Raw genomic sequence first — 26,626 nt, 5'->3', positions numbered from 1 at the left:
GCCACCATGCCGGTGCTGCTCCGGGTCCGGTCGCGGGCCATGCTGGCTGCGGCCATCGTGGTCTCGGCGCTGATGCTGGGCAGCCCGCTGGTGACCTGGTTCCTCCTGGACCCGGAACTTCGACAACAGGCGACCTGGCCCGAGCTCGCGCTCATCCTCGTCACTCTGCTCGTCATCGTCGTCTTCGTGCTCGGACTGGGGCTCTCGTCGGTCGTGGCGACCGAGGAGGGGGTGACGATCACCACCGGGGTGATCCGGCACCGGTACGCCTGGCACGAGATCTCCGACATCCGGTTCGAGGAGGGCGACCCCTGGGTGTACGTCTTCACCTTCCGGCGGGATCGCGACGGCGACGCCCAGCGCCGGATGGTGATGGCCATCCAGGCGCCGGACGGCGACCGCGCCCGACTCAACGCCGCCCGACTGCAGGAGCTGTGGATCAGCCACCGTCCCTGATCAGCCACCGTCCCTGATCAGCCACCGTCTCTGATCAGGCACCGTCCCTGACCGGCCCGTCCGGCGGCAGGCCGTGGTCGACGCTCCATGCGCCAGGCGGCCGCTCCGTACGCCGGGCGGCCGACCCGGCCGGCGGGCTCAGGCCGGGACGGTCATCCCGCCCAGCACCTGCGCGATGCCGTGGTCGTCGTTACTGGCCGTCACCACGTCGGCGACCGCCTTGAGGGCGTCGATAGCGTTGCCCATCGCGACGCCCACCCCGGCGGCGCGGATCATGGAGATGTCGTTCTCGTTGTCGCCGAACGCGACCGTCCGGTCCAGCGGGATGCCCTCGGCGGCACAGAAGGCGGCGAGGGCGGCCCCCTTGCTCACTCCGGCCGCGTTCACCTCGTAGTAGTAGGTGGAGGAGAAGCAGGTCTCGACATCGACACCACCGAGGGCGTCGATCGTCGCTCGGTGCTCGACCAGCACGTCGTACGGGGCCGAGACGAGGATCTTCGGCGGGGTCGGGGCGGCGGTGGCGAGGTCGTCGACCAGCACCTCACGGGTGCCGTTGGCGTGGGCCTCGACGTGCACCATGTAGCCGTCGGCCTCCTCGATGAAGACGTCCCCGCCGACCGGCACGAGGGTGGCGACCGGCAGTCCACGCAGCCCGCGGTACATCCGGGCCGCCACCGGGGCGGGGACGGGCCAGGAGGCCATCACCTCACCGGTCGTCGCATCCTCGATCACGGCACCGTTGCAGCCGGAGAGGACCAGGCCGTCGGTCGGCAGACCCAGCCGGGCGACCTGGAACCGGATCCCGGCGATCGGTCGGCCGGAGGCGATCATCACGGTGGCGCCGGCCGCACGCACCTGGTCGATGGCCTCCCGGGTGCTGTCGAGGATGTCATGGTCGGACGAGAGCAGCGTCCCGTCGACGTCGAAAGCCACCAGCCGGGGCGACCAGGAGAATCGGGCCGGCATCAGCTGATCCCCCGCTTGCGAAGGATGTCCTCGATCTCGTCGAACTCGTCGCCGGACTTCTTCTCGGCGGTCGGCGCGGCGCCCGTCGCCGCGGTGGAACGGCTGGTGGAGGCCGGCGTGCCGCCGGAGGCGCTTCGCGCCGGCGTAGCGCCCGGCCTACCCTTGGCCGCCCGGGCGGCCCTGCGCTCCTCGCGCCGGGCCTGGATGGCCTCCTTGGTCCGCACCCCGACACCGCGGCGGTTCAGCGCCCCGGACACGAGCCAGAGCACCACAGCAAGGACGAGGGCGGCGATCCCGGTGGCCACCAGAGGAGTCCACACCAGCGCCATGCCCCAGCCGATCAGCGCGGCGATGAGGTCGTACGCCAGCTTCATCAGGCCGGAGAGGAAGAGACCGACGCTGAGCGCGACGAGGCCGAGGCCTTCCAGGATGCGGCCGGCGCCGTAGCCGGCACGCCAGCTGACCAACGCGTACACGAGCCCGATCAGGACCAGCGTGAGGGTCGCAGAGAGCAGGATGTCCGTGGGATTCATGACGTCAGCCTACCCGCGGGGTACGACGGCGCCGCGACCCGAGGGCGGGCCCGCCGGCTCCGACCAGGGTGATCCCGCCGGTCGGGTCGGTCCGTTCCCGGAATCGCTTGACCGTCGCCGGGAGCGGGCCGACGCTGGAATCGGGGCCTGTGCGGACAGACCCTACAACGGCAACGGCGCCGTCCGCGACGGCGCGGAAGGGAGTTCATCATGGCGCTCGTGCGACGTCCTCGGCCGGCCTGGCCCGATCTGCAGGATCTGGTCGAGCGGTTCTTCGAGACCGAGGAGGAAGAGGCGCTGCTGCGGGTCGAGGAGTACCTCGACGACAAGACCCTGGTGATCCGGGCCGAGGCTCCGGGGCTGGACCCCGACAAGGACGTCACCATCTCGGTCGAGGGTGGCAAGCTGCAGATCCGGGCCCATCGGGAGGAACGTACGGAGCAGAAGGCGAAGGACTCCTACCGCTCGGAGTTCCGCTACGGCGCGTTCAACCGGACCATCACCCTGCCGGAAGGGGCCACGGAGGCCGACGTCACCGCGAGCTACACCGACGGTGTGCTGGAGATCCGGGTGCCGGTGGGGGAGGAACCGTCACCAGGCGGCCGGAAGGTGCCGGTGACCCGCGGCTGATCGGGCCCGCGGCTGATCGGACCGGGGGCGCGTCGGACCGGTGAAGCAGTGCGTCGGACCGGGAGCGCCTCTCGGCGAGTGGCCGCTCGCAGCGGCAGAAGTTGAGGCCCGGGGCTACCACGGCCCGACGCGTGCAAAAGGATAGGTCGCCCCGGCAGGCGATCCCAAACCGGGGACCATCCGGTCCGGGGCGTGCCCGGCGAGTCTGCGGAGCGTACGCGACGGGAGGGAGCGACGCGTTCCGGGGTCCGGACCGTCGCCCTCGGAACGTGACGAAGCGGCTCAGTGCAGTTCGCCGGAGCGCCACAGCCGGGCGCAGGCGGCCAGGTCCTCCGCCATCGTCTGCATCCGGGCCGCCTGGACCGCGGCCTCGGGCCCGGACGACACGTCGGCGCGGCCGGAGGAGACGACGTGGCAGAAGGCCGCGGCGCGTTCCAGGGCGATGGCGAAGTCGCCGTCGAAGACGCCGCGAAGGATCTCGTCGGTCACCCGGCGCACCTCGTCGGGGCCGGTCGGATCGCCGGCCCCGGCGACCGCATGGTTGGGCTCGGTGAACCGGATGCCGGCCGCGTACTCGCGGGCCGCTCCGTACGGATCGGTGAGCACCCAGGTGTGCACCACGTAGAGCCGCCACAGGGCACCGGGGAGCGTACGGGCCGGGCGCCGAGCCCACAGGTCGGCAAGGGTGTCCAGCCCGATGTCGTCGACCAGGGCCACCAGACGCTCGGTCACCGCCGGGTCGCCCGAGGCCCGCCCGGCGTGCAGCAGGACCGCGGCGGACTCGTGCGCGGCATGCAGTGCCTCGATCGGGTCGGTCCGTCCGCCGAGTGCCTCCATGGCGGCGGGCGAGAGGGACCCGGGTCGGCGCGGTCTGCGGGCGTCTGTCACGTCGTCCAGGCTAGGCGATGGTCGGGGAGGGCGGATCCTCTACGCTTGGGCACCATGACCGCACATCACGACCACCTGCTCGGCGACACGAACCAGCAGTTCGCCGAGGACGACGGGTCGGCACCCCAGGGGCTGCGCGACGTGATGGCCGCCGCCGGCAGTGGCGACCAGGAGGCCTACCTGCAGGCGGTCGTCGACCTGTGCCTGTCGCGGTTGCTCATCCCGATCGTCTCCGCCGGGGAGAACCTGCACCCGGACGGCCCCGATCCCGACCGGCATGCGGAGATGTCGGCGGTCCTGCTGCAGCAGGCGGACGGCGCCAAGGCGATGCTGGCGTTCACCGGGGTGGACTCGCTGGCCGCCTGGAACCCGCAGGCGCGCCCGATCCCGGCGACCCTCGACCGGGTCGCCGAGGCGGCGGTGATGTCCGGGGCCGGCACCCTGCTGATCGACCTGCAGGGTCCGGTGCCGATGGCGCTCGAGGAGCCGCTGCTCACCAACCTCGGCCGCGGCCGTCGGTTGGTCCGGCTGGAGGACGGCTTCGGCTGGCTGGCCACCCGGGACGAGTCCGCCGAGGAGACGGACTCCGGACACCACCACGATCATGGGCATCACGGACACGAGCACCCGCACGATCATGGGCATCACGGACACGAGCACCCGCACGAGCATGGTCACGGACACGATCACCCGCACGGCGATGATCACCGGCACTGACCACTGCGATTAGGGATTCGTCCAGCCCTTCGCTACACTGGACGCCGACCGATTCGGCTGCCTGCCGGATCCACAAGTGGGGACCTGATCTCCCACCCGTACGACGCTTTCGATCCCCTGGATCGGGCACCGGTCGTCGGGTAGGTCGTGTGGACGCGGAGCCATCACCCACCGTTCCGGGTGTGGGCGTCGCGATGCCACGCGTTCCTTCAGGGCCCCGCGATGCGGGGCCTTCGTCGTATCCCCGGGTCGAAACCCTGCGAGCACCGCGAATTTGGAGGAAGCATCAGCACTGAACCGCGCATCAATGAGCGCATCCGTGTCCCGGAGGTCCGCCTGGTCGGACCGAACGGAGAGCAGGTGGGGATCGTACGCATCGAAGATGCCATGCGATTGGCCCGCGAGTCGGAGCTCGATCTCGTCGAGGTGGCCGCCCAGGCCAAGCCGCCCGTGGTCAAGCTCATGGACTACGGCAAGTTCAAGTACGAGAACGCTCAGAAGGAGCGCGAGAACCGTCGCAATCAGTCGAACGCCCTCGTCAAGGAGATGAAGCTTCGACCGAAGATCGACGACCACGACTACGAGACCAAGAAGGGTCACGTGGTCCGCTTCCTCAAGGGTGGCGACAAGGTCAAGATCACCATCATGTTCCGCGGTCGCGAGCAGAGCCGACCGGAGCTCGGGTTCAACCTGCTCCGCCGGCTGGCCGAGGACGTCGAGGAGTTCGGCACCATCGAGTTCCCTCCGAAGCAGGAGGGGCGGAACATGCTGATGATCCTGGCCCCGACGCGCAAGAAGACGCAGGCGCGCGTCGAGCACGAGAAGGACAAGGAACGGAAGGCCGCCGAGCGTGCGGCCGACGTGGAACTCGAGCGCGAGGAGCAGGCCGCCTCGCGTGCGCGGGCCGAGGAAGGCCAGAAAAAGAAGAAGAAGGGTCCGGCCGACAACATGGACCCCGATATCGACCTGTGATCGCCACAGGGCGATAGAAACGGAGCACAACGATGCCGAAGATGAAGACGCACTCCGGTGCTAAGAAGCGGTTCAAGCTGACGGGTTCCGGCAAGGTCAAGCACCGCCGGGCCGGGAAGATGCACCTCAACGAGCACAAGCCCTCCAAGCGCACCCGCCGCCTGACCGGCGATGCCATCCTGCCGACGGGCGATGCCAAGAAGGCCCTGAAGCTGCTCGGCAAGTGAGCATCCCCCACCCTGACTTTTTGAACTGAAGGAGATACCACCATGGCACGCGTCAAGCGTTCTGTGAACGCGCAGAAGAAGCGTCGTGAGGTCCTGGACCGCGCGTCCGGTTACCGCGGCCAGCGCTCCCGCTCGTACCGCAAGGCCAAGGAGCAACTGCTCCACTCCGGCGTCTACAGCTTCCGCGACCGTCGCGCCAAGAAGGGCGACTTCCGCAAGCTGTGGATCCAGCGCATCAACGCCGCGGCCCGCGCCGAGGGGATGACCTACAACCGCTTCATCTCCGGTCTGAAGAACGCCGGCATCGAGGTGGACCGCAAGATGCTCGCCGAGCTGGCCGTCAGCGACGCCCCGGCGTTCGCCAAGCTGGTCCAGCTCGCCAAGGACAACCAGCCGGCCGTCGAGGCCGCGGAGACCGTCGCCGCCTGATGTCCGCGGCCGCGATGATCCCGGCCGTCGGATGACGCCGGCGCAGAACGGACCGGCCGGACCCCAGGAGCCCTCGGGCGCCCGGGTCCGGTCGGTCCGTCGTCTCACCACCCGCAAGCATCGCGAGGAGGACGGTGAGTTCCTCGCGGAGGGCCGCCAGGCGGTGCGCGAAGCCGTGACGTACGGCGCCACCGTCGCCGTCTGGGTCGACCGTGACCTGGCAGGTCGGCATGCCGACCTGCTCGATCTGGCGCTCGACCACCACATCCCGGTGTACGAGGTGGGTTCCCGGTTGATCGCGACCGTGAGTGACACGGTCACCCCGCAGGGGATCGTCGCCCAGGTGACAACGCCGGAGGCGACCCTCGACGACGTCGTGTCCGCGGCGCCCCGGCTGGTGCTGGTCTGCGCCCAGATCCGTGATCCCGGCAACCTCGGCGCCGTCGTCCGGGTCGCCGACGCCTTCGGTGCCGAGGCCGTCGTCTGCACCAAGGGCTCGGTCGAATGGACCAACCCCAAAGTTGTCCGCGCCAGCGTCGGATCGGTCTTCCACCTGCCGATCGTCACCGGCGTCGGCCTCGACGAGGTCACCGGGAGGCTGCGGGACACCGGGCTGCAGGTGCTCGCCGCCGACGGCGGCGGCGCCGACCTGCAGGACTACGCGGCCACCGGCCGGCTCGCCCGCCCGACGGCCTGGGTGATGGGCAACGAGGCGTGGGGGCTGCCGACCGAGGACGCCGCACTGGCCGACGCCGTAGTGGGGGTGCCGATCTGGGGCCGGGCCGAGAGCCTCAACCTGGCCACCGCCGCCGCGGTCTGCCTGTGGAGCACCGCCTCTGCCCAGCGCGCCGGGGCCTGACGGCCGCCGTACGCTCGCGAACGCACCGATCGCCCCGTTCCGACATTGTCGGGGCGGGGCGATCGGTCGTCTGTGTCAGCCGTTGCCGTTGTCGCCGCCGTTGAGACCGGGGATCCGTGGGAACTGGAAGCTCGGGAAGGTGCTCGGCAGCTGGACCGGCGCGGAGACGCTCGGCAACCGGGTCGGCACGCTGATCACCGGGCTGCGGGTCACCGTGACCGTGCTGGTCGCGGTGACGGTGGCCGTGGCCGTCACGGTGGGGACCGGCTCCGGAGTGCGGGTGGCGTCCCGGACGGCTGCCGCGATGCCCATCACCACCAGACCGATGACGATGCCCAGCGCCAGCATCAGCCGCGCCCGACCCCGGCCCCGCCGCTCGTCCTCGGGGGCCGGCGGGGCGACCGGTGGTTCCCCCGGAGGCTGCTGACCCGGCTGGGGGATGGAGGACGGCGAACCGTACGGCTGGGCGTTGTAGGCCTGGGCCTGCTGTCGGGCCACGTAGTCCGCGTCGTAGAAGCTGTGCCGCACCTCCCGGTACGGCTGGTCGTCGACACCCTCGTGGTAGCTCGGCAGCCGACCCGTGTCGGCTTCGTCCGCGGCGGAAGCGGCCCGGGTGGCATCGGCGCCGTACTGAGCGGTGGGTGTCTCCCCGGCGCCGTACGACGGTCCGCCCTGGCCTGCGTCGTACGCTCGGGCCGGGCCGGTCCCACTCGGTGCGGCCGGACCGGGGAAGGCGCGGGTGGCCTGGTCGGAGCCGCCGAACACGTGCGTCTGCTGTTCGTCGCCGCTCCGGCGCGTCGGGCCGCCGCCGGTGGGCGATCCGGGGGAGCGACCGGGCTCACCGAAGGCCTGCGTCGGCTGGTCGTCCTGACCCATGTCGCCTCCTGGGGATAGTCACCTCGACCGTAGTGGCGGCAGAGGTCGCAGACAAACCGCGTCGGGCGTCACCGTGCCGCAGGGTGTCGGGGGGATCGCCGGCCCGAGCGGCAGGGTCGGTGCGGAGGTCAGCCACGAGCAGCCTTCGAGCGGAGCAGTAGTGACAGTGCGTAGCCGATCCCGCCCGCGGCCAGCCAGAGCAGGCCGACCGTACGGGTCAACGGAGCGGTCCGTGACAGCACCGCCAGCAGTGCGGCGGCGCCGAGCAGGGGCACCGCGAGATGGGTGAGCCAGCGGCCGCTCCGCTCCTGACACCAGCATCGGACGATCACCGAGACGTGCAGCAGGACGTAGGACCCCAGGGCGCCGAAGGTGACCAGGGAGGTCGCCAGCGCGGACCGGCCGGCGAGGGCCAGCCCGAGGCCCAGTGCGACCGCCGACACCACCAGCACAGCGACGTACGGCCCTCCGCGCCGGTCGGTGCGGGCCAGGGCCGAGGGCAGCACCCCGTCCCGCGCCATGGCGAAGAGCAGCCGGGCGGTCGATGCATGGGCCACCACCAGGCAGGAGAAGATCGCCAGCACCGCGCTGGTCAGGGTGAACACCGTGCTGAACCAGCCGGGTGCCACGGATTCCACCGCCAGGTAGAAGGCACGGGCCACGTCGGTCTCCGCCAGGTCGGCGACTGGCGTGACCAGGGCCGCCGCCCACACCTCCGCACAGAACAGCACGGTGATGGTGACCAGCAGGATGACGGTGGCCAGCCCGACCGTGCGGCCGCCGCCGCGGGCCTCCTCGTTGAGCGTGTTCACCGCGTCGAAGCCCAGATAGCTCAGGGCTGCCATCGAGACGGCCCCGAGGACCGCGCCGACGTCGACACCGGGGTGCCAGACGGCGGCGAGGGCCGGCTCGGCGTGCCCGGCGGCCAGCGCCCGCACCACGTACGCCCCGAAGACGAGGAGGACCACCAACTGGACGGCGAGGAGCACCACGCCGGCACGCGTCGTGACGGTGATGCCGGCGAGGTTGAGCCCCATCGAGACCAGGATGAAGCCCACCACGATGGCCCACACCGGGACGCCGGGCAGCACCTTCTCGAGTGCCACCGCGGCGAGTACGACCAGGGTGGCCGGCATCAGCAGGTAGTCCAGCAGCACCAGCCAGCCCGCCACGAAGCCGAGGTGGCGACCGGTGGACAGCCGGGTGTAGCCGTAGACTGACCCGGCGACCGGGAATCGCCGGGCCATCTCGCGGAAGCTGATCGCCGACAGGCCCATCACCAGGGCGGCCACCAGGTAGACCAGGACCGGCGCACCGTGCGACATCGTCGCGACGTAGCCGAACACGGCGACCGGGGCCATCGGGACGAAGAACAACAGGCCGTAGGTGAGGATGGCGCCGATGCCGAGGCTGCGCCCCAGTGAGGGCCGGTATCCGAGACGCAGGAGTGCGGCGTCGTCCTGCTCGGACGACACGGGACCGGGGGTGGTGTCAAGCACGGGAGACCCTTTCGAGGAAGTCGACGCGCGTGCAGGCCCCGAGGCCGGCGGGTAGGACCGCCAGCAGCGGAGCGCCGGCCGCCGCCGCGAGCTCAGCACGGTTGCAGGTCATCGCGAGGTCGGGTTCGTCGGGCCAGGAGCCGATCACCACGCCGGCGACGGTGCCGCCGTTGTCGCGGATGGCGTCACAGGTGAGGCGTACGACGTTGAGGGTGCCGAGGTCGGGCCGGGCGACGACCACGAAGCGTGGCCGGTGCCCCCGTGCGCCGAGGGCGGCGGCGAGCTCGACCAGGCCGTCGCCCGCGGCGTCGAGTCCTACCCGCAGCCCACCGGCGCCCTCGACCAGGACGGTCGGGTGCTGCTCGGCCAGTGCGGCGATGGCGGTGGCATGCTCCGCGACGGTCGGTGGGGTGATGCCGGCGCGGCGGGCCGCAGTGGTGGGAGCGAGCGGCTCCGGGAGGCGTACGAACTCGTGGCGGCGATCGGCAGGGATGCCGGCGAGTCGGGCAGCCTCGTGGACGTCACCCGGCGCGCCCGCGACCAGACCCGTCTGGGCGGGTTTGACCAGGACCGGATGCCGGCCGGCAGCCTCCAGCGTCGCCGCCAGGGCCGCGGTGACGATGGTCTTGCCGACATCGGTTCCCGTCCCGGTGACGATGGTGACGCCCGGTTCGAGGATGATCATCGTGCCTCCTCGGCGTGGACGACCGCGGCGATGGCGGCCGTGATGGTGGCGATGTCGTCGTCGGTGACGATGTAGGGCGGCATGGTGTAGACGAGGCGGCCGAAGGGCCGCAGCCAGACCCCGGCGTCGAGGGCGGCCCGGGCGGCGATCCACGGGTCGACCGGATGGTCGAGCTCGACGGCGGCGGTGGCGCCCAGGACCCGGACGTCGGTGACGATCGGGGAGTCGGTGAGGTGCGCGAGGCCCGCCGCCAGGCGCTGCTCGATCCGGGGCACCTGGGCCCGCCAGGCGCCCGCCCGGATCAGCTCGAGACTGGCCAGAGCCACCGCGCTGGCCAGCGGGTTGGCCATGAAGGTCGGGCCGTGCATCAGTGCGCGTTGTGGACCGGCGCTGACCGCCCGGGCGAATCGGTCGCTGGTCAGCACGGCCGCCTGGGTCAGGTAGCCGCCGGTCATCGCCTTGCCCACGCACAGCACGTCGGGCACGATCCCGGCCCCTTCGGAGGCGAAGAGCGGGCCGGTGCGCCCGAAGCCGGTGGCGATCTCGTCGACGACGAGGACCAGGTCGTACGCGTGGGTGACCTCGCGGAGCACCCGCAAGGCCTCCGGATCGTACGACCACATGCCGCCGGCGCCCTGCAGGACCGGTTCGCAGATCACACCGGCCAGGACGTCCCGGTGGTCGTGCAGCACGGTCCGCACCCGGTCGGCCCAGACCGCCACGGCCTCGGGCGCCGCGCCGAGGCGGGGCGGGCGGGGGAGGAAGAGCTCTCGGGGCAGGGAGTCCGCGAATGCGGCATGCATGCCGGTCACCGGGTCGCACACGCTCATCGCCCCCAGGGTGTCGCCGTGGTAGCCGCCCTCCAGGGCGGCGAACCGGGTGCGGGTGAGTCGGCCGCCCACCGCCTGCGTGCGGCTGATCTGGTACTGCCGGGCCATCTTGAGGGCCACTTCCACCGTCACCGACCCGGAGTCGGCGAGGAACACCCGGTCGAGGTCGCCGGGTGCCAGGTCCGCGAGCGACTCGGCCAGCTGCACCGCCGGCGCATGGGTGAGGCCGCCGAACATCACGTGGGTGAACCGCGCGGCCTGCTCGTGCACCGCCGCGTCGAGCACCGGATGGCGGTAGCCGTGGATCATGCACCACCAGGAACTCATGCCGTCGATGACACGGCGGGAGACGCCCGCCTCGTCCGTCAGCGTGAGACGGACGCCTTCGGCATCCGTGACCGCCTGCAGCGGTCCGGGGGCGGTGGTGGAGGCGTACGGATGCCAGAGCCGGGCCCGGTCGCGCCGGATCAGGTCGTCGGCAGGTGGCGGCGGACAGGTGCTGGGACGGACTGCGGTGGCGGTGGTCGGCGACAGGGACATCGGGCTCCTCGGACGTAGGACGGCGTCACCGTAACACCGTGATTGAACACTGTTCAGGTCGTCTTGAACAGTGTTCATGTCGTCGGTCTTGCCCCGGGTGGGTCCCACCGGTTCGCCGCCGATGTCCCTGGCTTCTAGACTTGGCCGGGGTATCGGCACGGTGCCGAGACCGTACGGAACGCGAGGGGAGCCCATGTCAGGGCCGAACACGAACTATGACCCGGTGGAAACGACGCCGCTGCAGTCGGAGGCGCTCGAGCAGATGGTTGCCGAGGCCACGGCGGCGTTTGCCGGGGCGGTGACCGTCGCCGATCTCAAGGCCGCGCGCATCGCCCACACCGGAGACCGTTCGCCTCTCGCTCTCGCCAATCGCGAGATCGGTGCGCTCCCGCCGCAGGCCCGCAAGGAAGCCGGTCAGCGCATCGGCAAGGCCCGTGGTGAGGTCAACAAGGCCCTCAAGGCCCGCGAAGAGGTCGTCCGCGCCGCCGAACTGGAACGGGTCCTCACCGAGGAGCGGGTCGACGTCACGCTGCCCGTCGAGCTGGCCCCCGCCGGTGCGGTGCACCCGATCACCGGCCTGATGGACCGGATCGCCGAGGTCTTCGTGGCGATGGGCTGGGAGATCGCCGAGGGACCCGAGGCCGAGGCCGAGTGGACCAACTTCGACGCCCTCAACCTGCACGCCGACCATCCCGCCCGCCAGATGCAGGACACCCTCTACCTGGCGCCGGTGGAGAACAACACCCTGCTGCGCACCCACACCTCGCCGGTGCAGGTGCGTACGATGCTCGACCGGGAACCCCCCATCTACGTCATCTGCCCAGGCAAGGTCTACCGGGCCGACGAACTGGACGCGACCCACGTGCCCGTCTTCCACCAGGTCGAGGGCCTGTGTGTCGACAAGGGCATCACCTTCGCCCACCTGCGCGGCACCCTGGAGCACTTCGCCCGGGCGATGTTCGGCGACGTGAAGACCCGGATGCGTCCCAACTACTTCCCCTTCACCGAGCCGAGCGCCGAGGTCGACCTGGAGTGCTTCGTCTGCCACGGCGAGTCTGTGGGCAACCCGGAGCGACCCTGCCGGACCTGCAATTCCGAGGGCTGGATCGAGTGGGGCGGCTGCGGGGTCGTCAACCCGCGGGTGCTGCGTGCGGCCGGGGTCGATCCCGATGTCTACTCCGGCTTCGCCTTCGGCATGGGGATCGAGCGGACCCTGATGTTCCGCAACGACGCCGCCGACATGCGCGACATGATCGAGGGCGACATCCGCTTCAGCCGTTCTCTCCTGGGAGGTGCCCGATGAAGGCCCCGCTGTCCTGGCTGCGCGAGTACGTCGCACTGCCCGAGGCCCTCGAGGCCCGCGAGCTCGCCGAGGAACTCATCACGTACGGCCACGAGGTCGAGCAGGTGGAGTCGGCCGGCGCCGACGTCACCGGTCCGGTGGTGGTCGGTCGGGTCCTCGACCTGGAGAAGACCCCGCAGAAGAACGGCAAGGTCATCAACTGGTGTCATGTCGACGTCGGCGAGCACAACGACCCGGAGACCGGCAACCGCGGCATCATCTGCGGCGCGCACAACTTCGTCGCCGGCGATCTGGTCGTCGTCGCGCTGCCCGGTGCCGTGCTGCCCGGCGACTTCGCCATCGCTTCCCGCAAGACGTACGGTCACCTCTCCGACGGGATGATCTGTTCGTCCGCCGAGCTCGGCCTCGGTGACGACGGCGGTCACGGGATCATCGTGCTCGGCGCCACCGACGACGAGGGGCGCCCGTTGGTCGTCGGCCAGGATGCCAAGCCGTTGCTGCACCTGCGTGAGGACGTCCTCGACATCGCCGTCACCCCCGACATGGGCTACTGTCTGTCGATCCGCGGCCTGGCCCGCGAGGCGGCCGAGGCGACCGGTGCGGCGTTCACCGACGTGATCGATCGCGATGTGCCTGCCCCCAGCGACGCGGGCTTCCCGGTCACCGTCGAGGACGCGGACGGCTGCCCGGTCTTCGTGGCGCTGCGGCTCACCGGCTTCGACCCGGCGGCCCCGAGCCCGCGCTGGATGCAGCGCCGGCTGGCCCTGAGCGGGATGCGTCCGATCTCGCTCGGCGTCGACGTCACCAACTACGTGATGCTGGAGACCGGCCAGCCGCTGCACGCGTACGACGCGGCCGCCCTCAGCGGCGGCATCGTGGTCCGTCGGGCGCAGCCCGGCGAGACGATGACCACCCTGGACGGGGTGCAGCGCACCCTCGACCCGGCCGACCTGCTGATCACCGACGGTTCCGGGCCGATCGGCCTGGCCGGCGTGATGGGCGGGGAGCACACCGAGCTGCGCGAGACGACGACCGAGATCATCCTCGAGTCGGCCCACTTCGACATGCTGTCGATGGCCCGCACCTCGCGTCGCCACGGCCTGGCCTCCGAGGCCGCCCGCCGCAACGAGCGCGGTGTCGACCCGAACGCGACGTACGCCGCCGCCCACCGGGCCGCCGCCCTGCTCGTCGAGTTCGGTGGGGCCACCCTCGACACCGCCGAGACGATCGTCGGCGCGGTGCCGGCGGCGCCGGTGCAGACCATCGACCTCGACCTGCCCGCCCGGATCCTCGGCACCGACGTGTCCGAGGAGGCGACCATCCGCTACCTGCAGGGTGGTGGCACCCGGGTCGAGCGGGACGGTGACCGTCTCACCCTCACCCCGCCGACCTGGCGCCCCGACCTTGTCGACCCGTACGACTATGTCGAGGAGGTCGGCCGCAAGGTCGGCCTGGACACCATCGAGGGCGTCCTGCCACCGGCTCCGTCCGGGCGCGGGTTCACCGCCTCGCAGCGGGCCAGGCGTGCCCTGGACACCGCGCTGCCGACCGCCGGCTACACCGAGGTGCTGAGCTTCCCGTTCCTCGCCGACACTGACCTGGACAAGATGGGCGTGCCCGCCGACGACCCGCGCCGCGACCTGGTCCGGCTCGCCAACCCGCTGTCCGACGTCCAGCCGGCGATGCGCTCCACGCTGCTCCCGGGGCTGTTCGGCGCTGTTGCGCGCAACACCTCCCGCGGCCTCGACGACCTGGCCCTGTACGAGCAGGGTGAGGTCTTCCGCGGAGCCGACCGGCCCGCCGCGCCGCGACTGTCGGTCGCTCAGCGGCCCAGCGAGGCGGAGATCGCCCGGCTGACCGCTGCTCTTCCCGTGCAGCCCCGCCATCTCGCCTGCGTCCTGGCCGGCACCTGGCGGCCTGCCGGATGGGCGGGCCAGGGCGAACCGGTCGGTTGGGTGCACGCGGTGCACTTCGCCGAGACCGCCGCCGGGACGCTGGGGCTCAGGCTGACCCGGACGGCTGTCGCCCTCGCCCCGTGGCACCCCGGGCGGTGCGCCGAGCTCTCGGTGGACGGGCAGGTGGTGGGACACGCCGGTGAACTGCACCCGACGGTCTGCGAGGCCTTCGGTCTGCCGGCTCGCACCTGTGCCGCCGAGCTGGACCTCGACCTGCTGATCGAGCTCGCCCCCACCGGCGGCTCGGTCACCGCGATCTCCACCCATCCGGTGGCCAAGGAGGATGTCGCCCTGATCGTCGACAGCACGGTCCCCGCGGCCGCGGTCGAGGCCGCGCTGGTGCGCGGCGCCGGCGAGCTGCTGGAGTCGGTGCGGCTGTTCGACGTCTACGAGGGCGAGCAGATCCCGGCCGGCAAGAAGTCCTTGGCGTACGCCCTGCGCTTCCGTGCCGCCGACCGCACCCTGAAGGACAAGGAGGCGATCGCCGCCCGGGACGCCGCGGTCGCGGCCGTGGCCACCGAGCTGGGGGCGGTGCAGCGGGCATGAGCCCCGCGATCAGGGCCGGTCGATGACCGTCGCCATCAGGGTCGCTTGGGCCGTCTACGGGCTCTACGCACTGCTGCTGGCGGTGGGGAGCTTCTCCTTCAGCCTGTGGGCGGCGCTGGTCTTCTGGGCGGCGGCGGTCGGCGTCGTGGCGTACGTCCTGGCACGCAGCGTGTCCGGGGCGTACGCCGCGGCGGCCCTGGTCGCCGTCGGTCCGCTGGTCGTCAACCTGACGGCTGGGTCCTCGCCCTTCGGGGTGGTCTACCTGGTGGTCAACGCGGCCCTGGCGATCGTGATGGGCTGGTTGGCCCATGTCGCACGACGCCGAGCCGTCGCTGCGCGCTACTGATCGTCGCTCCCGCTGATCGTTGCTCCCGCTGACGGCCGCTCCCGCTGGCCGACAACGGCCGCTGCTCACCGCCCGAGGCCGGCAAGCCATCGTCTCTGCCCGGGGACTGCCGGCCCCCGCATCCAGACCGTACCCGTCGTGTTCATTCCCACTCGGTCGCCCGTGCGGGAATGAACACGACGGGTACGGTCTGCGGAGCACTCCGGCCTGCTGCCTGCTGAATCCCTCCAACCAGCTGCATATTCATTCATGTTGTGGCATAGTTATGCGCATGTCATTGCGCGTAGCTGTAGCCGGGTGCACCGGGTACGCCGGCGGGGAGGTCCTCCGCCTGCTGCTCGGCCATCCCGACGTCGAGATCGGGACCCTCACGGCCGGTTCGTCGGCCGGTTCGACGCTGGGCGAGCACCAGCGTCACCTCACCCCGCTCGCCGACCGACGGATCGAGGACACCACCGTCGACGCGCTCCGCGGCCATGACGTCGTCTTCCTCGCGCTGCCGCACGGCACGTCCGGCGCGGTGGCCGCCCAGCTCGACCCCGGCACCGTGGTGGTCGACTGCGGCGCGGACTTCCGTTTGGAGGATCCGCTCGCCTGGGAGACGTTCTACGGCACCCCGCATGCCGGCACCTGGCCGTACGGCCTGCCGGAGCTCCCCGGCCAGCGCGAGGTGCTCGCCGCGACCACGCGGATCGCGGTGCCCGGCTGCTACCCGACCGGCGCCACCCTCGCCATCCTTCCGGCGCTGACCGCCGGCCTGGTCGACGGCCACGACGTCGTCGTGGTGTCGGCGTCCGGCACGTCGGGGGCCGGCAAGTCCGCCAAGCCGCACCTGCTCGGCTCCGAGGTGATGGGCTCCACCAGCGCGTACGGTGTCGGCGGCGTCCACCGGCACACCCCGGAGATCCTGCAGAACATGGCCCGCCTCGGCGCGACCCACCCCAGCCTGTCGTTCACGCCGCTGCTGGTGCCGATGCCGCGCGGCATCCTGTCCACGGTCACCGCACCGATCCACGGCGTCTCCGCCGACGAGGCGTACGACGCGTACGTCGCTGCCTACGCCGACGAACCGTTCGTGCACGTGCTGCCGAAGAACACCTGGCCCGCCACCGCCGCGATCGTCGGTTCCAACGTGGTGCACGTCAACGTCACCGTCGACGAGGCGGCCGGCCGGCTGGTCGCCGTGTCGGCGATCGACAACCTCACCAAGGGCACCGCCGGCGGTGCCATCCAGTCCATGAACCTGGCCTGCGGTCTGCCCGAGACCACCGGCCTCCCACTGATCGGAGTCGCCCCGTGAGTGTCACCGCCGCCCAGGGATTCACTGCCACCGGCATCGCCGCCGGGATCAAGGCCTCCGGCCGCAAGGACCTCGCTCTGGTCCGCAACAACGGCCCCCGTTTCGACGCGGCCGGCGTGTTCACCTCCAACCGGATCTGCGCCGCCCCGGTCACCTGGTCGCGCCAGGCGATCGCCGACGGCCGGATCGACGCGGTCGTGCTCAACTCCGGCGGTGCCAACGCCTGCACCGGCTCCGACGGCTTCGCCGACACCCACCGCACCGCTGAGCAGGTCGGCGAGGCGCTCGGCGTCTCCGCCGGCGACGTCGTGGTGTGCTCCACCGGCCTGATCGGCGTACGGCTCCCGATGGACGCCGTGCTCGACGGTGTGGCGACTGCGGCGGAAGGACTGTCCACCGACGGCGGCCTGGCCGCGGCCGAGGCGATCATGACCACCGACACCCGGCCCAAGCAGGCCGCCCGTACGGTCGACGGCTGGACCGTCGGCGGGATGGCCAAGGGCGCCGGGATGCTCGCCCCAGGACTGGCCACCATGCTCGTGGTGATCACCACCGACGCCGTCGTCCCGGCCGAGCAGCTGCAGCCCGCGCTCCGCGAGGCGACCCGGCTGACCTTCGACCGCCTCGACTCCGACGGCTGCATGTCCACCAACGACACCGTGGTGGCCCTCGCCTCCGGCGCTTCCGGCATCACCCCCGATGCCGCAGCCTTCCGGGCCGCACTCACCGAGGTCTGCCACGACCTGGGCCAGCAGCTGATCGGCGACGCCGAGGGCGCCAGCCACGACATCGCCGTCCGGGTCGTCAACGCCGCCTCCGAGGCCGACGCCGTCCAGGTGGCCCGCTCGATCACCGGCTCCAACCTCTTCAAGTGCGCCATCTTCGGCAACGACCCGAACTGGGGCCGGGTGCTCTCCGCCCTCGGCACGACGAGCGCGGCGTACGAGCCGGACCAGGTGGACGTGGCCTTCAACGGGGTGATGGTCTGCCGCGGCGGCGCGATCGGCGAGCCCCGCGAGCTGGTCGACCTGCACCCGAGGGCGGTGGACGTGCTGGTGGATCTGCATGCCGGCGACACCGAGGCGACCGTGTGGACCAACGACCTGACGTACGACTACGTCAAGGAGAACGCGGAGTACTCCTCGTGAGCGCGTCCGTGCCGACCGACGTCGTCGAGGAACGAGCCTGTGCCGAGGAACGAGCCTGTGCCGAGGAACGGGGCTGTGATGAGTGAGGCGGTCGAGGCGCTGACGCTGACCGACAAGGCGTCCATCCTGATCGAGGCGCTGCCGTGGATTGATCGCTACACCGGCCGGACCATCGTGATCAAGTACGGCGGCAACGCGATGATCAACGAGGACCTCCAGCGGGCCTTCGCCGAGGACATCGTCTTCCTGCGCCGTTGCGGCGTCCACCCGGTCGTCGTGCACGGCGGTGGTCCGCAGATCTCGGCGATGCTCAAGCGGTTGGACATCCCCTCGGAGTTCCGCGGCGGCTTCCGGGTGACCACGCCGGAGACGATGGAGGTCGTCCGGATGGTGCTGATGGGCCAGGTCGGCCGCGAGTTGATCGGACTGGTCAACCAGCACGGGCCGCTGGCCGTCGGGTCCTCCGGGGAGGACGCCGGGCTGTTCCGGGCCGAGCGGCGCACGGCCAGCGTCGACGGGGAGGCCGTCGACCTCGGTCTGGTCGGCGACGTCGTGCACGTCCGTCCCCGCGCGATCCAGGACCTGATCGACGCCGGACGCATCCCGGTGGTCGCGACGGTCGCGCCGGACGACAACGGGCAGGTGCTCAACGTCAACGCCGACACCGCGGCCTCGGCACTGGCCGTCGCGCTCAAGGCGGACAAGCTGGTGATGCTCACCGACGTCGAGGGCCTCTACCGTGACTGGCCCGACAGCGAGGACATCATCACCGAGATCACCGCCTCCGAGTTGGAGGAGATGCTGCCCGGGCTCGCCTCGGGGATGGTCCCGAAGATGGAGGCCTGTCTGCGGGCGGTCCGCGGTGGCCTGAACCGGGCGACGGTGATCGACGGCCGGGTGCCGCACGCGTTGCTGCTGGAGATCTTCACCAATGCGGGCATGGGCACCATGGTCGTCGCGGACAAGGAGAACATCGATGACTGAGGTGACGAGGATGACCGAACCCACCGGGACGAGCGGGACGACGGACCAGGCCGGCTGGCTGGACCGCTATGAGAACGCCTACATGCACAACTTCGGCATGCCCAAGCGGGTCCTCGTCCGCGGCGAGGGCTGCCGGGTCTGGGACGCCGACGGACGGGAGTACCTCGACCTGCTCGGCGGGATCGCCGTCAACTCCCTCGGCCACGCCCACCCCGACGTCGTCGCGGCGGTCAGCGACCAGGCCGGCACGCTGGTCCACATCTCCAATCTCTTCACCAGCCCCTGGCAGGTGGAGCTGTCCGAGCGGCTCGATGCGATGGTCACGGCGAACGCCCCCGGCACGCCGGCGCGGGTGTTCCTCTGCAACTCCGGCTCGGAGGCCAACGACACCGGCTTCAAGCTCACCCGGCGTACGGGGCGCACGAAGATCGTCGCGATGGAGGGTTCCTTCCACGGTCGTACGCTCGGGGCGGTCAGCCTGACGTCGAAGGCCGCCTACCGCGAGCCGTTCGAGCCGCTGCCCGGCGGCGTCGTCTTCGTGCCGTACGGCGACGAGGCGGCCCTGGCCGAGGCGGTCGACGACAAGACCGCGGCGGTCGTCCTGGAGACCATCCAGGGGGAGAGCGGCGTCATCGTCGGCTCCGACGACTTCCTGCGCGCGGCCCGGCGGATCACCGACCAGCACGGCGCTCTGCTGTGGATCGACGAGGTGCAGACCGGCATCGCCCGCACCGGGCGGTGGCTGTCCTACCTGCCGTCGGGGATCACCCCCGACGTGGTCACCCTCGCCAAGGGCCTCGGCGCCGGCATCCCGATCGGCGCCTGCATCGCCACCGGCCCGGCCGCCGACCTGCTCGGCCCCGGCTCGCACGGCTCGACCTTCGGTGGCAACCCGCTCGCCTCGCGCGCCGGCCTGACCGTCCTGGACGTGATCGAGCGCGACGGCCTGCTGGAGCACGTCCAGGCGATGGGGGACCATCTCGCCGAGGCCGTGCTGGCCCTCGGACATCCCGACATCGTCGAGGTCACCGGTGCCGGACTGCTGCGTGGCATCGTGCTGGCCCGCGACATCGCCCCCGCGGTGAGCGACCGGGCCCTGGCGGCCGGTTTCCTGATCAACGCCCCGCGTCCCAACCGGCTGCGCCTCGCCCCGCCGCTCATCATCACCACCGAGGAGATCGACGCCTTCGTCGCCGTCCTCCCGACCCTTCTGGAAGGCTGACATGACCTTGCGCCACTTCCTGGCCGACGACGACCTGACCGCAACCGAGCAGTCGGCCGTCCTCGACCTCGCCGCCACCCTCAAGGCCGACCCGACCGCCAGCCGCCCCTTCGAGGGACGTACGGTCGCGGTGATCTTCGACAAGGCGTCGACCCGGACCCGAGTCTCCTTCGAGGTCGGCATCACCGAGCTCGGCGGCCACCCGATGATCCTCGACGGCAACGCCTCACAGATGGGCCGCGGCGAGTCGATCGCCGACACCGCCCGGGTGCTCGGCCGTCACGTCGCTGCGATCGTGTGGCGGACCGCCGGCCAGGAGCGCGTCGAGGAGATGGCGGCGTACGCCGGTGTCCCGGTGATCAATGCGCTGACCGACCAGTACCACCCCTGCCAGATCCTCGCCGATCTGCAGACGATCCGTGAGCACAAGGGCGGCACCCGCGGTCTCACCTTCACCTACTTGGGTGACGCGGCCAACAACATGGGCAACTCGTACGCCCTCGGGATGGCGCTGGCCGGGATGCATGTCCGGCTCGCCGGCCCGGAGGGCTACCTGCCGGACCCGGAGGTCGTCGCCCGCGCCGAACGGATCGCCGCGACCACCGGCGGCAGCGTCAGCGTCACCTCCGACGTCCGCGCCGCCGCCGAGGGCAGCGACGTGCTGGTCACCGACACCTGGGTGTCGATGGGCATGTCGGGCGAGGGCCGGGAGACCGTGTTCCGGCCCTACCAGATCAACGCCGAGCTGATGGCGCTGGCCGCCCAGGACGCCATCGTCATGCACTGCCTGCCGGCCTACCGCGGCAAGGAGATCACCGCAGAGGTCCTGGACGGGCCGCAGTCGGTGATCTGGGACGAGGCGGAGAACCGCCGTCACGCCCAGAAGGCCGTACTCGACCTGATGGCCGCGGCCGCTGGTCTGCCCGGCGCCCTGTCGGCCGCCGGGTCGGCTGTGCCCACGTCGCCCGCCGCCGGGTCGGCAGATCCCGCCGCGACTGCTGCTCGGCACTGAAGCACGTCCCGCCATCCGTGCCCTGCTGATCGTCGAGGTGCCCCGATGAACGAACCCGCCCGGGTGCCGTTGACGAAGACGGCGCGCCAGTCCCGGATCCGCCAGATCCTCACCGCCCGCCCGGTCTCCTCGCAGACCCAGCTGGCCGACCTGCTGGCCGCGGACGGCCTGGCGGTCACCCAGTCGACGCTGTCCCGCGACCTGGTCGAGCTGGGGGCTCTGCGGGTCCGGGAGGGCGACCAGACGGTCTACCGGGTCCCCAACGAGGGGCCGGTGCCCGGCCTGCGCCCGCGCCCGGCGGAGGCCGACGACCGGCTGGCGCGGATGTGCGCCGACGTGCTCGTCTCGGCGGCCGCCTCGGCCAACCTGGTCGTGCTGCGGACGCCGCCGGGGGCGGCGCAGTACCTTGCTTCCGTGCTGGACCGTGCGGCCTGGCCGGAGATCCTCGGCACCATCGCCGGCGACGACACCGTCGCCGTCATCACCCGTGACCCTTCCGGCGGTGAGGACATCGCCGCCCGCCTGCTCTCCCTGGGAGGAAACCCATGACCCAGCCCACCTCCGCCGCGTCGTCGTCCGGTCCCGTCCACGCCGGGGAGGGGATGCTGTGGGGCGGCCGGTTCAGCGGCGGCCCGGCCGAGGCGATGTTCGCGCTGAGCAAGTCGACGCAGTTCGACTGGCGGCTCGCCCACTACGACATCGCCGGGTCGAAGGCGCACGCCAACGCCCTGCACCGCGCCGGCCTGCTCACCGGTCCCGAGCACGCCGCGATGCTCGCCGGTCTGGACGAGCTGGACCGCCGGGTCAGCACCGGGGAGTTCGGTCCGGCGCCGAGCGACGAGGACGTCCACGGCGCCCTCGAGCGCGGCCTGATGGACGTCGTCGGCGCCGAGCTCGGCGGCCGGCTGCGCGCCGGGCGGTCCCGCAACGACCAGATCGCCACCCTGATCCGCGCCTACCTGCGCGACGAGATCCGGGTGGTCGCCGAGGAGTTGCTGGGGGTGATCGAGGCACTGCGGTCCCAGGCGGACCGGCATCTGGGAGTGGCGATGCCGGGGCGTACGCACATGCAGCACGCCCAGCCGATCCTGCTCTCCCACGAGCTGCTGGCCCATGCGTGGCCGCTGGTGCGTGACATCGACCGGCTGCGCGATCTCGACAAGCGCCTGGCGGTGAGCCCGTACGGTTCCTCGGCGCTGGCCGGCACCTCGCTGGGGCTGGATCCGGAGGCGGTCGCGGCCGACCTCGGTTTCGCCTCCTCGGTCGCCAACTCCATCGACGGCACCGCGGCCCGCGACCAGGTCGCCGAGTGCGCGTACGTCCTGGCGCAGGTCGGCGTCGACCTGTCCCGGCTCAGTGAGGACGTGATCACCTGGTGCACGGTGGAGTTCGGCTTCGCCACCCTGGACGACGCGTGGTCCACCGGCTCGAGCATCATGCCGCAGAAGAAGAACCCGGACGTCGCCGAGCTGGCCCGCGGCAAGGCCGGCCGGCTGATCGGCAACCTCGCCGGCCTGCTCGCCACCCTCAAGGGCCTGCCGCTCGCGTACGACCGGGACCTGCAGGAGGACAAGGAGCCGATCTTCGACTCCCTCGACCAGTTGCGCGTCCTGGTGCCGGCGATGGCCGGGATGGTCGCCACCCTCACTTTCCATCCGGAACGTACGGAGGAGCTCGCCCCTCGCGGGTTCTCGCTGGCCACCGACGTCGCCGACTGGCTGGTGCGTCAGCGTGTCCCGTTCGCCCAGGCCCACGAGATCGCCGGTGCGGCCGTACGGTACTGCGAGCAGGCCGGCATCGACCTGCCCGACCTGACCCCCGAGGACCTGCCGCAGATCGCGCCCGAGCTCGGCGAGGGCGTGCTCCAGGTGCTCAGCGTGGAGGGGGCGATCGCCTCCCGTGCGGCCCGCGGTGGCACAGCGGAGTCGGCGGTCCGTACGCAGCTCGAGGAGCTGGCGAGCGAGATGGGATCGGCCCGGGAGTTCCTGGCTCGATAGGGTGGCCCCCGTGAACAACGTCCTGGATCAGCTGAAGTGGCGGGGCCTGGTGGCCCAGACGACCGAGGAGGAGGCCCTGCGGGACCACCTGGAGGCCGGGCCCGTCAACTTCTATGTCGGCTTCGATCCGAGCGCGCCCTCGATCCACATCGGCAACCTCGTCCAGATCATCCTGGCCAAGCGCCTGCAGGAGGCCGGCCACAACCCGTTCCTCCTCGTCGGCGGGGCCACCGGCATGATCGGTGACCCCCGGCAGGTGGGGGAGCGGGTGATGAACCCGGAGGAGACCGTACGGGAGTGGACGGAGAAGATCCGGGCCCAGGTCAGCCGGTTCCTGGACTTCGAGGGACCGCACGCGGCGAGGGTGGTGAACAACTACGACTGGACCTCGACGATGAACGTCATCGAGTTCCTCCGCGACATCGGCAAGCACTTCCCGGTCAACCGGATGCTGGCCCGAGAGGTGGTCCGGTCGCGGCTGGAGTCGGGGATCTCCTACACCGAGTTCTCCTACGTCCTGCTCCAGTCGATGGACTACCGACACCTGCACCGTACGTACGGCATCACGATGCAGACCGGCGGCAACGACCAGTGGGGCAACCTCACCGCCGGGGTGGAGTTGATCCGCCGTTCGGACGGGGCGCACGTGCACGCCATGTCGACGCCGCTGATCACCAAGGCCGACGGGTCGAAGTTCGGCAAGTCGGAAGGTGGGGCGATCTGGCTGGACGCCGACATGCTCAGTCCGTACTCGTTCCACCAGTTCTTCCTGAACGCGGAGGACGAGAAGGTGATCGACTACGTGAAGGTGTTCACCGCCCGCAGTGCGGAGGAGATCGCCGCGCTGGAGGAGAGCCTGCACAACGAGCCGTGGAAGCGAGCCGCCCAGCACGCGCTGGCCGACGACGTCACGACGCTGGTGCACGGCGAGGCGGAGACCCGCAAGGCGGTCGCTGCCGCCGAGGCCGTGTTCGGCCGCTCCGATCTTGCCGACCTGGACGCCCGCACGCTCAAGGCCGTCCTCAGTGACATCTCCCTGACGCCGCTGTCCACCGGGGCGGATCTGCCCACCGTCGTGGACGTCCTGGAGACCGCCGGTGTGGTCGGCTCGAAGTCCGCGGCGCGTCGTGCGATCAACGAGGGCGGCGCCTACATCAACAACATCAAGGTGACCGACGCCGAGGCCCGTCTCACCTCTGCCGATCTGCTGCACGGGTCGTACGTCGTCGCCCGACGAGGAAAGAAGACCATCGGTGGGGTCGAGGTGCAACGCGGCTGAGCCGAGATCCCGACCGGCGGTGGGTGACCCAGGTCACCCACCGCCGGTTTGACGTTCTTGTTCTGTGCGGGTAGTGTTCATCGAGCCCTGTTGGGAACGGGCCCTCGTATGAGGGGCCGGGACCGGGGCCTTCACCTTCCACTCTGATCCTCTGGACGGAGTGGGGTCTGCGCTGTTGAGCCTGATCGGTCCGCCGATGAGGCTCGGAGACAGCCAGGGGGACGTCAGCCGGATTTGACTCCGGCGAAGCTCCTCTCTATGGTGGGGGAGTTGCTTTTCTCGGGAAATGTTCAGGAGAACTTTTCCGGATAAGCGATTCCAGGTGTTTCGGAATTTATTCGGGCAGACCCTTCCGGGGAAGTCGGAACGGATTTTCGGAATATCGGGCGAGGAAAAGTTCGGATTTGACTCCGGATGATGAACTCACTAAAGTAGTTCGAGTCGCCGGGCCGGGAAACCGGAGTGGTGATCTTGGTTATCAGGGATGGTGATCAAGGCTCGGAGATCTGAGGAAGTCGGATTTGACTTCACGAAGATCGATGAGTAAAGTAAATCTGGTCGCCCTGAGCGGCTCCGGTTCGTCCGGGGTGGTGAGGTGTGTGTCCGATGTTTGAGAACTCAACAGTGTGCTTTGTTTAGTCAATGCCAAATGACATCACTTTTTTGTGGTGCCCCGGGCCTCGATGTTTGTTGGGGTCTGGAATTTCTTTGAGATGTTGATTGACCAGTTTATGTCTGGTATGTCGGGTCTCTTTTCATTGTGACGCTTTTCGCCCCTTTTTTGTGGGGGTGTGGCGATATTTTTTCGATGGAGAGTTTGATCCTGGCTCAGGACGAACGCTGGCGGCGTGCTTAACACATGCAAGTCGAACGGTAAGGCCCTTCGGGGTACACGAGTGGCGAACGGGTGAGTAACACGTGAGTAACCTGCCCTTTACTTTGGGATAACTTCCAGAAATGGTGGCTAATACCGGATATGACTCTTGCCTGCATGGGTGGGGGTGGAAAGCTCCGGCGGTGGGGGATGGACTCGCGGCCTATCAGCTTGTTGGTGAGGTAGTGGCTCACCAAGGCTTCGACGGGTAGCCGGCCTGAGAGGGTGACCGGCCACATTGGGACTGAGATACGGCCCAGACTCCTACGGGAGGCAGCAGTGGGGAATATTGCGCAATGGGCGGAAGCCTGACGCAGCAACGCCGCGTGCGGGATGACGGCCTTCGGGTTGTAAACCGCTTTCAGCAGGGACGAAGCTTTTGTGACGGTACCTGCAGAAGAAGCACCGGCCAACTACGTGCCAGCAGCCGCGGTGATACGTAGGGTGCGAGCGTTGTCCGGAATTATTGGGCGTAAAGAGCTTGTAGGCGGTTTGTCGCGTCGAAAGTGAAAACTCGGGCCTTAATCCTGAGCTTGCTTTCGATACGGGCTGACTAGAGGAAGGTAGGGGAGAATGGAATTCCTGGTGGAGCGGTGGAATGCGCAGATATCAGGAGGAACACCAGTGGCGAAGGCGGTTCTCTGGACCTTTCCTGACGCTGAGAAGCGAAAGCGTGGGGAGCAAACAGGCTTAGATACCCTGGTAGTCCACGCCGTAAACGGTGGGCACTAGGTGTGGGTCACATTCCACGTGATCCGTGCCGTAGCTAACGCATTAAGTGCCCCGCCTGGGGAGTACGGCCGCAAGGCTAAAACTCAAAGGAATTGACGGGGGCCCGCACAAGCGGCGGAGCATGCGGATTAATTCGATGCAACGCGAAGAACCTTACCTGGGTTTGACATATGCCGGAAAGCTGCAGAGATGTGGCCTCCCTTTGGGCCGGTTTACAGGTGGTGCATGGCTGTCGTCAGCTCGTGTCGTGAGATGTTGGGTTAAGTCCCGCAACGAGCGCAACCCTTGTCCTATGTTGCCAGCAATTCGGTTGGGGACTCATAGGAGACTGCCGGGGTCAACTCGGAGGAAGGTGGGGATGACGTCAAGTCATCATGCCCCTTATGTCCAGGGCTTCACGCATGCTACAATGGCCGGTACAAAGAGCTGCGAGCCTGTGAGGGTGAGCGAATCTCAAAAAGCCGGTCTCAGTTCGGATTGGGGTCTGCAACTCGACCCCATGAAGTCGGAGTCGCTAGTAATCGCAGATCAGCAACGCTGCGGTGAATACGTTCCCGGGCCTTGTACACACCGCCCGTCAAGTCATGAAAGTCGGCAACACCCGAAGCCGGCGGCCCAACCCTGTGGGGAGGGAGTCGTCGAAGGTGGGGCTGGTAATTAGGACTAAGTCGTAACAAGGTAGCCGTACCGGAAGGTGCGGCTGGATCACCTCCTTTCTAAGGAGCCCAAAACAAGACGCTCGTAATGCTTCGGCCTGTTGGTTGGGGGTTGTGGGTGGTTTGCCGGTCGGATCGGTCGCTGTTGTGGTGGCCGGCGGGTGC

The 26,626-nt window shown here is 69.9% G+C and carries 25 protein-coding genes and 1 rRNA gene; 19 read left to right on the top strand and 7 right to left on the bottom strand.

What is annotated here, in order from left to right; all coding sequences use genetic code 11:
* Nucleotides 1-6 precede the first annotated feature (6 nt).
* Complete coding sequence (locus tag R0146_RS14345; RefSeq protein WP_317690536.1) at nucleotides 7-456, top strand: PH domain-containing protein; 450 nt, start codon at nucleotides 7-9, stop codon at nucleotides 454-456.
* 138 nt (nucleotides 457-594) lie between these two features.
* Here R0146_RS14345 and R0146_RS14340 read toward each other — a convergent pair whose 3' ends face one another.
* Together R0146_RS14340 and R0146_RS14335 are read right to left on the bottom strand one after the other, a co-directional pair.
* Entirely contained in the window at nucleotides 595-1,422 is an 828-nt protein-coding gene (locus tag R0146_RS14340; RefSeq protein WP_317690535.1) for a Cof-type HAD-IIB family hydrolase, read from the bottom strand.
* On the bottom strand, nucleotides 1,422-1,955 hold the full coding sequence (locus tag R0146_RS14335; protein ID WP_317690534.1) for a hypothetical protein: 534 nt from the start codon (nucleotides 1,953-1,955) through the stop codon (nucleotides 1,422-1,424). The genes R0146_RS14340 and R0146_RS14335 overlap by 1 nt, the downstream gene beginning before the upstream one ends.
* Before the next feature lie 210 nt (nucleotides 1,956-2,165).
* Between R0146_RS14335 and R0146_RS14330 the strand changes: the two genes are divergently transcribed.
* A complete protein-coding gene (locus R0146_RS14330) occupies nucleotides 2,166-2,585 on the top strand; it encodes an Hsp20/alpha crystallin family protein (protein WP_317690533.1) in 420 nt (139 codons plus the stop codon).
* Nucleotides 2,586-2,867: 282 nt separating this feature from the next.
* Here R0146_RS14330 and R0146_RS14325 read toward each other — a convergent pair whose 3' ends face one another.
* Nucleotides 2,868-3,422, bottom strand: coding sequence for a hypothetical protein (locus tag R0146_RS14325; RefSeq protein WP_317690532.1), 555 nt, complete (start codon nucleotides 3,420-3,422; stop codon nucleotides 2,868-2,870).
* A gap of 105 nt (nucleotides 3,423-3,527) precedes the next feature.
* Here R0146_RS14325 and R0146_RS14320 point away from each other — a divergent pair, with 105 nt between their 5' ends.
* The 5 genes from R0146_RS14320 to R0146_RS14300 all read left to right on the top strand — a co-directional run bounded on the left by R0146_RS14320 (nucleotide 3,528) and on the right by R0146_RS14300 (nucleotide 6,677).
* Nucleotides 3,528-4,190 carry an SseB family protein gene (locus R0146_RS14320; RefSeq protein ID WP_317690531.1) on the top strand — a complete coding sequence of 221 codons (663 nt, stop codon included), beginning with the start codon at nucleotides 3,528-3,530 and terminating at the stop codon, nucleotides 4,188-4,190.
* A gap of 222 nt (nucleotides 4,191-4,412) precedes the next feature.
* On the top strand, nucleotides 4,413-5,162 hold the full coding sequence (gene infC, locus R0146_RS14315; RefSeq protein WP_317690530.1) for a translation initiation factor IF-3: 750 nt from the start codon (nucleotides 4,413-4,415) through the stop codon (nucleotides 5,160-5,162).
* Between the two features lie 32 nt (nucleotides 5,163-5,194).
* On the top strand, nucleotides 5,195-5,389 hold the full coding sequence (rpmI, locus tag R0146_RS14310; protein WP_317690528.1) for a 50S ribosomal protein L35: 195 nt from the start codon (nucleotides 5,195-5,197) through the stop codon (nucleotides 5,387-5,389).
* Between the two features lie 42 nt (nucleotides 5,390-5,431).
* Nucleotides 5,432-5,818 (top strand): 50S ribosomal protein L20, encoded by a 387-nt coding sequence (rplT, locus tag R0146_RS14305; protein WP_317690527.1) that lies wholly within the window; start codon nucleotides 5,432-5,434, stop codon nucleotides 5,816-5,818.
* 31 nt (nucleotides 5,819-5,849) lie between these two features.
* Nucleotides 5,850-6,677 (top strand): TrmH family RNA methyltransferase, encoded by an 828-nt coding sequence (locus R0146_RS14300; RefSeq protein WP_317690526.1) that lies wholly within the window; start codon nucleotides 5,850-5,852, stop codon nucleotides 6,675-6,677.
* 75 nt (nucleotides 6,678-6,752) lie between these two features.
* On the opposite strand, the gene R0146_RS14295 is transcribed toward R0146_RS14300, so the two are convergent.
* The 4 genes from R0146_RS14295 to bioA form a co-directional block, all read right to left on the bottom strand.
* A complete protein-coding gene (locus R0146_RS14295; protein ID WP_317690525.1) occupies nucleotides 6,753-7,553 on the bottom strand; it encodes a hypothetical protein in 801 nt (266 codons plus the stop codon).
* A 128-nt stretch (nucleotides 7,554-7,681) separates the two neighbouring features.
* Nucleotides 7,682-9,052: an APC family permease gene (locus R0146_RS14290; protein ID WP_317690524.1), complete on the bottom strand. Its 1,371-nt coding sequence runs from the start codon at nucleotides 9,050-9,052 to the stop codon at nucleotides 7,682-7,684.
* Nucleotides 9,045-9,737: a dethiobiotin synthase gene (bioD, locus tag R0146_RS14285; RefSeq protein WP_317690523.1), complete on the bottom strand. Its 693-nt coding sequence runs from the start codon at nucleotides 9,735-9,737 to the stop codon at nucleotides 9,045-9,047. The genes R0146_RS14290 and bioD overlap by 8 nt, the downstream gene beginning before the upstream one ends.
* Entirely contained in the window at nucleotides 9,734-11,107 is a 1,374-nt protein-coding gene (gene bioA, locus R0146_RS14280) for an adenosylmethionine--8-amino-7-oxononanoate transaminase (RefSeq protein ID WP_317690522.1), read from the bottom strand. Before bioA ends, bioD begins: the two co-directional genes overlap by 4 nt.
* A 193-nt stretch (nucleotides 11,108-11,300) precedes the next feature.
* Between bioA and pheS the strand changes: the two genes are divergently transcribed.
* The 12 genes from pheS (at nucleotide 11,301) to R0146_RS14220 (ending at nucleotide 26,521) form a co-directional block, all read left to right on the top strand.
* On the top strand, nucleotides 11,301-12,410 hold the full coding sequence (gene pheS, locus R0146_RS14275; protein ID WP_317690521.1) for a phenylalanine--tRNA ligase subunit alpha: 1,110 nt from the start codon (nucleotides 11,301-11,303) through the stop codon (nucleotides 12,408-12,410).
* Complete coding sequence (pheT, locus tag R0146_RS14270) at nucleotides 12,407-14,911, top strand: phenylalanine--tRNA ligase subunit beta (RefSeq protein ID WP_317690519.1); 2,505 nt, start codon at nucleotides 12,407-12,409, stop codon at nucleotides 14,909-14,911. The genes pheS and pheT overlap by 4 nt, the downstream gene beginning before the upstream one ends.
* 22 nt (nucleotides 14,912-14,933) lie before the next feature.
* Nucleotides 14,934-15,257: a hypothetical protein gene (locus tag R0146_RS14265; RefSeq protein WP_317690518.1), complete on the top strand. Its 324-nt coding sequence runs from the start codon at nucleotides 14,934-14,936 to the stop codon at nucleotides 15,255-15,257.
* Nucleotides 15,258-15,528: 271 nt separating this feature from the next.
* Nucleotides 15,529-16,557 carry an N-acetyl-gamma-glutamyl-phosphate reductase gene (argC, locus tag R0146_RS14260; RefSeq protein ID WP_317690517.1) on the top strand — a complete coding sequence of 343 codons (1,029 nt, stop codon included), beginning with the start codon at nucleotides 15,529-15,531 and terminating at the stop codon, nucleotides 16,555-16,557.
* Nucleotides 16,554-17,705 (top strand): bifunctional glutamate N-acetyltransferase/amino-acid acetyltransferase ArgJ, encoded by a 1,152-nt coding sequence (gene argJ, locus R0146_RS14255; RefSeq protein WP_317690516.1) that lies wholly within the window; start codon nucleotides 16,554-16,556, stop codon nucleotides 17,703-17,705. Before argC ends, argJ begins: the two co-directional genes overlap by 4 nt.
* A gap of 78 nt (nucleotides 17,706-17,783) precedes the next feature.
* A complete protein-coding gene (gene argB / locus R0146_RS14250) occupies nucleotides 17,784-18,689 on the top strand; it encodes an acetylglutamate kinase (RefSeq protein ID WP_317690515.1) in 906 nt (301 codons plus the stop codon).
* Between the two features lie 10 nt (nucleotides 18,690-18,699).
* Complete coding sequence (locus tag R0146_RS14245) at nucleotides 18,700-19,911, top strand: acetylornithine transaminase (protein ID WP_317690514.1); 1,212 nt, start codon at nucleotides 18,700-18,702, stop codon at nucleotides 19,909-19,911.
* 1 nt (nucleotide 19,912) lies between these two features.
* Complete coding sequence (gene argF / locus R0146_RS14240; protein ID WP_317690513.1) at nucleotides 19,913-20,923, top strand: ornithine carbamoyltransferase; 1,011 nt, start codon at nucleotides 19,913-19,915, stop codon at nucleotides 20,921-20,923.
* Between the two features lie 45 nt (nucleotides 20,924-20,968).
* Entirely contained in the window at nucleotides 20,969-21,472 is a 504-nt protein-coding gene (locus R0146_RS14235) for an arginine repressor (RefSeq protein WP_317690512.1), read from the top strand.
* Nucleotides 21,469-22,920, top strand: coding sequence for an argininosuccinate lyase (gene argH / locus R0146_RS14230; protein WP_317690511.1), 1,452 nt, complete (start codon nucleotides 21,469-21,471; stop codon nucleotides 22,918-22,920). Before R0146_RS14235 ends, argH begins: the two co-directional genes overlap by 4 nt.
* 10 nt (nucleotides 22,921-22,930) lie before the next feature.
* Nucleotides 22,931-24,199 carry a tyrosine--tRNA ligase gene (tyrS, locus tag R0146_RS14225; protein ID WP_317690510.1) on the top strand — a complete coding sequence of 423 codons (1,269 nt, stop codon included), beginning with the start codon at nucleotides 22,931-22,933 and terminating at the stop codon, nucleotides 24,197-24,199.
* An 805-nt stretch (nucleotides 24,200-25,004) separates the two neighbouring features.
* Nucleotides 25,005-26,521 (top strand): 16S ribosomal RNA (locus tag R0146_RS14220).
* Nucleotides 26,522-26,626: the final 105 nt, after the last annotated feature.

It is taken from the genome of Raineyella sp. LH-20 (genome assembly GCF_033110965.1).
GTDB lineage: Bacteria > Actinomycetota > Actinomycetes > Propionibacteriales > Propionibacteriaceae > Raineyella.
Note: the sequence above shows the minus strand (reverse complement) of the source record. Positions and strands in the feature narration are given on the sequence as shown.

Coding starts and splice junctions, on each gene's coding strand:
- R0146_RS14245 (WP_317690514.1), top strand. CDS start 18,700: ATGACCGAACCCACCGGGACGAGCGGGACGACGGACCAGGCCGGCTGG.
- R0146_RS14295 (WP_317690525.1), bottom strand. CDS start 7,553: ATGGGTCAGGACGACCAGCCGACGCAGGCCTTCGGTGAGCCCGGTCGC.
- pheS (WP_317690521.1), top strand. CDS start 11,301: ATGTCAGGGCCGAACACGAACTATGACCCGGTGGAAACGACGCCGCTG.
- R0146_RS14335 (WP_317690534.1), bottom strand. CDS start 1,955: ATGAATCCCACGGACATCCTGCTCTCTGCGACCCTCACGCTGGTCCTG.
- bioA (WP_317690522.1), bottom strand. CDS start 11,107: ATGTCCCTGTCGCCGACCACCGCCACCGCAGTCCGTCCCAGCACCTGT.
- argF (WP_317690513.1), top strand. CDS start 19,913: ATGACCTTGCGCCACTTCCTGGCCGACGACGACCTGACCGCAACCGAG.
- rpmI (WP_317690528.1), top strand. CDS start 5,195: ATGCCGAAGATGAAGACGCACTCCGGTGCTAAGAAGCGGTTCAAGCTG.
- R0146_RS14325 (WP_317690532.1), bottom strand. CDS start 3,422: ATGGAGGCACTCGGCGGACGGACCGACCCGATCGAGGCACTGCATGCC.
- bioD (WP_317690523.1), bottom strand. CDS start 9,737: ATGATCATCCTCGAACCGGGCGTCACCATCGTCACCGGGACGGGAACC.
- R0146_RS14235 (WP_317690512.1), top strand. CDS start 20,969: ATGAACGAACCCGCCCGGGTGCCGTTGACGAAGACGGCGCGCCAGTCC.
- R0146_RS14300 (WP_317690526.1), top strand. CDS start 5,850: ATGACGCCGGCGCAGAACGGACCGGCCGGACCCCAGGAGCCCTCGGGC.
- argB (WP_317690515.1), top strand. CDS start 17,784: ATGAGTGAGGCGGTCGAGGCGCTGACGCTGACCGACAAGGCGTCCATC.
- R0146_RS14330 (WP_317690533.1), top strand. CDS start 2,166: ATGGCGCTCGTGCGACGTCCTCGGCCGGCCTGGCCCGATCTGCAGGAT.
- rplT (WP_317690527.1), top strand. CDS start 5,432: ATGGCACGCGTCAAGCGTTCTGTGAACGCGCAGAAGAAGCGTCGTGAG.
- R0146_RS14345 (WP_317690536.1), top strand. CDS start 7: ATGCCGGTGCTGCTCCGGGTCCGGTCGCGGGCCATGCTGGCTGCGGCC.
- argC (WP_317690517.1), top strand. CDS start 15,529: ATGTCATTGCGCGTAGCTGTAGCCGGGTGCACCGGGTACGCCGGCGGG.
- pheT (WP_317690519.1), top strand. CDS start 12,407: ATGAAGGCCCCGCTGTCCTGGCTGCGCGAGTACGTCGCACTGCCCGAG.
- R0146_RS14340 (WP_317690535.1), bottom strand. CDS start 1,422: ATGCCGGCCCGATTCTCCTGGTCGCCCCGGCTGGTGGCTTTCGACGTC.
- R0146_RS14265 (WP_317690518.1), top strand. CDS start 14,934: ATGACCGTCGCCATCAGGGTCGCTTGGGCCGTCTACGGGCTCTACGCA.
- argH (WP_317690511.1), top strand. CDS start 21,469: ATGACCCAGCCCACCTCCGCCGCGTCGTCGTCCGGTCCCGTCCACGCC.
- infC (WP_317690530.1), top strand. CDS start 4,413: ATGCGGGGCCTTCGTCGTATCCCCGGGTCGAAACCCTGCGAGCACCGC.
- R0146_RS14320 (WP_317690531.1), top strand. CDS start 3,528: ATGACCGCACATCACGACCACCTGCTCGGCGACACGAACCAGCAGTTC.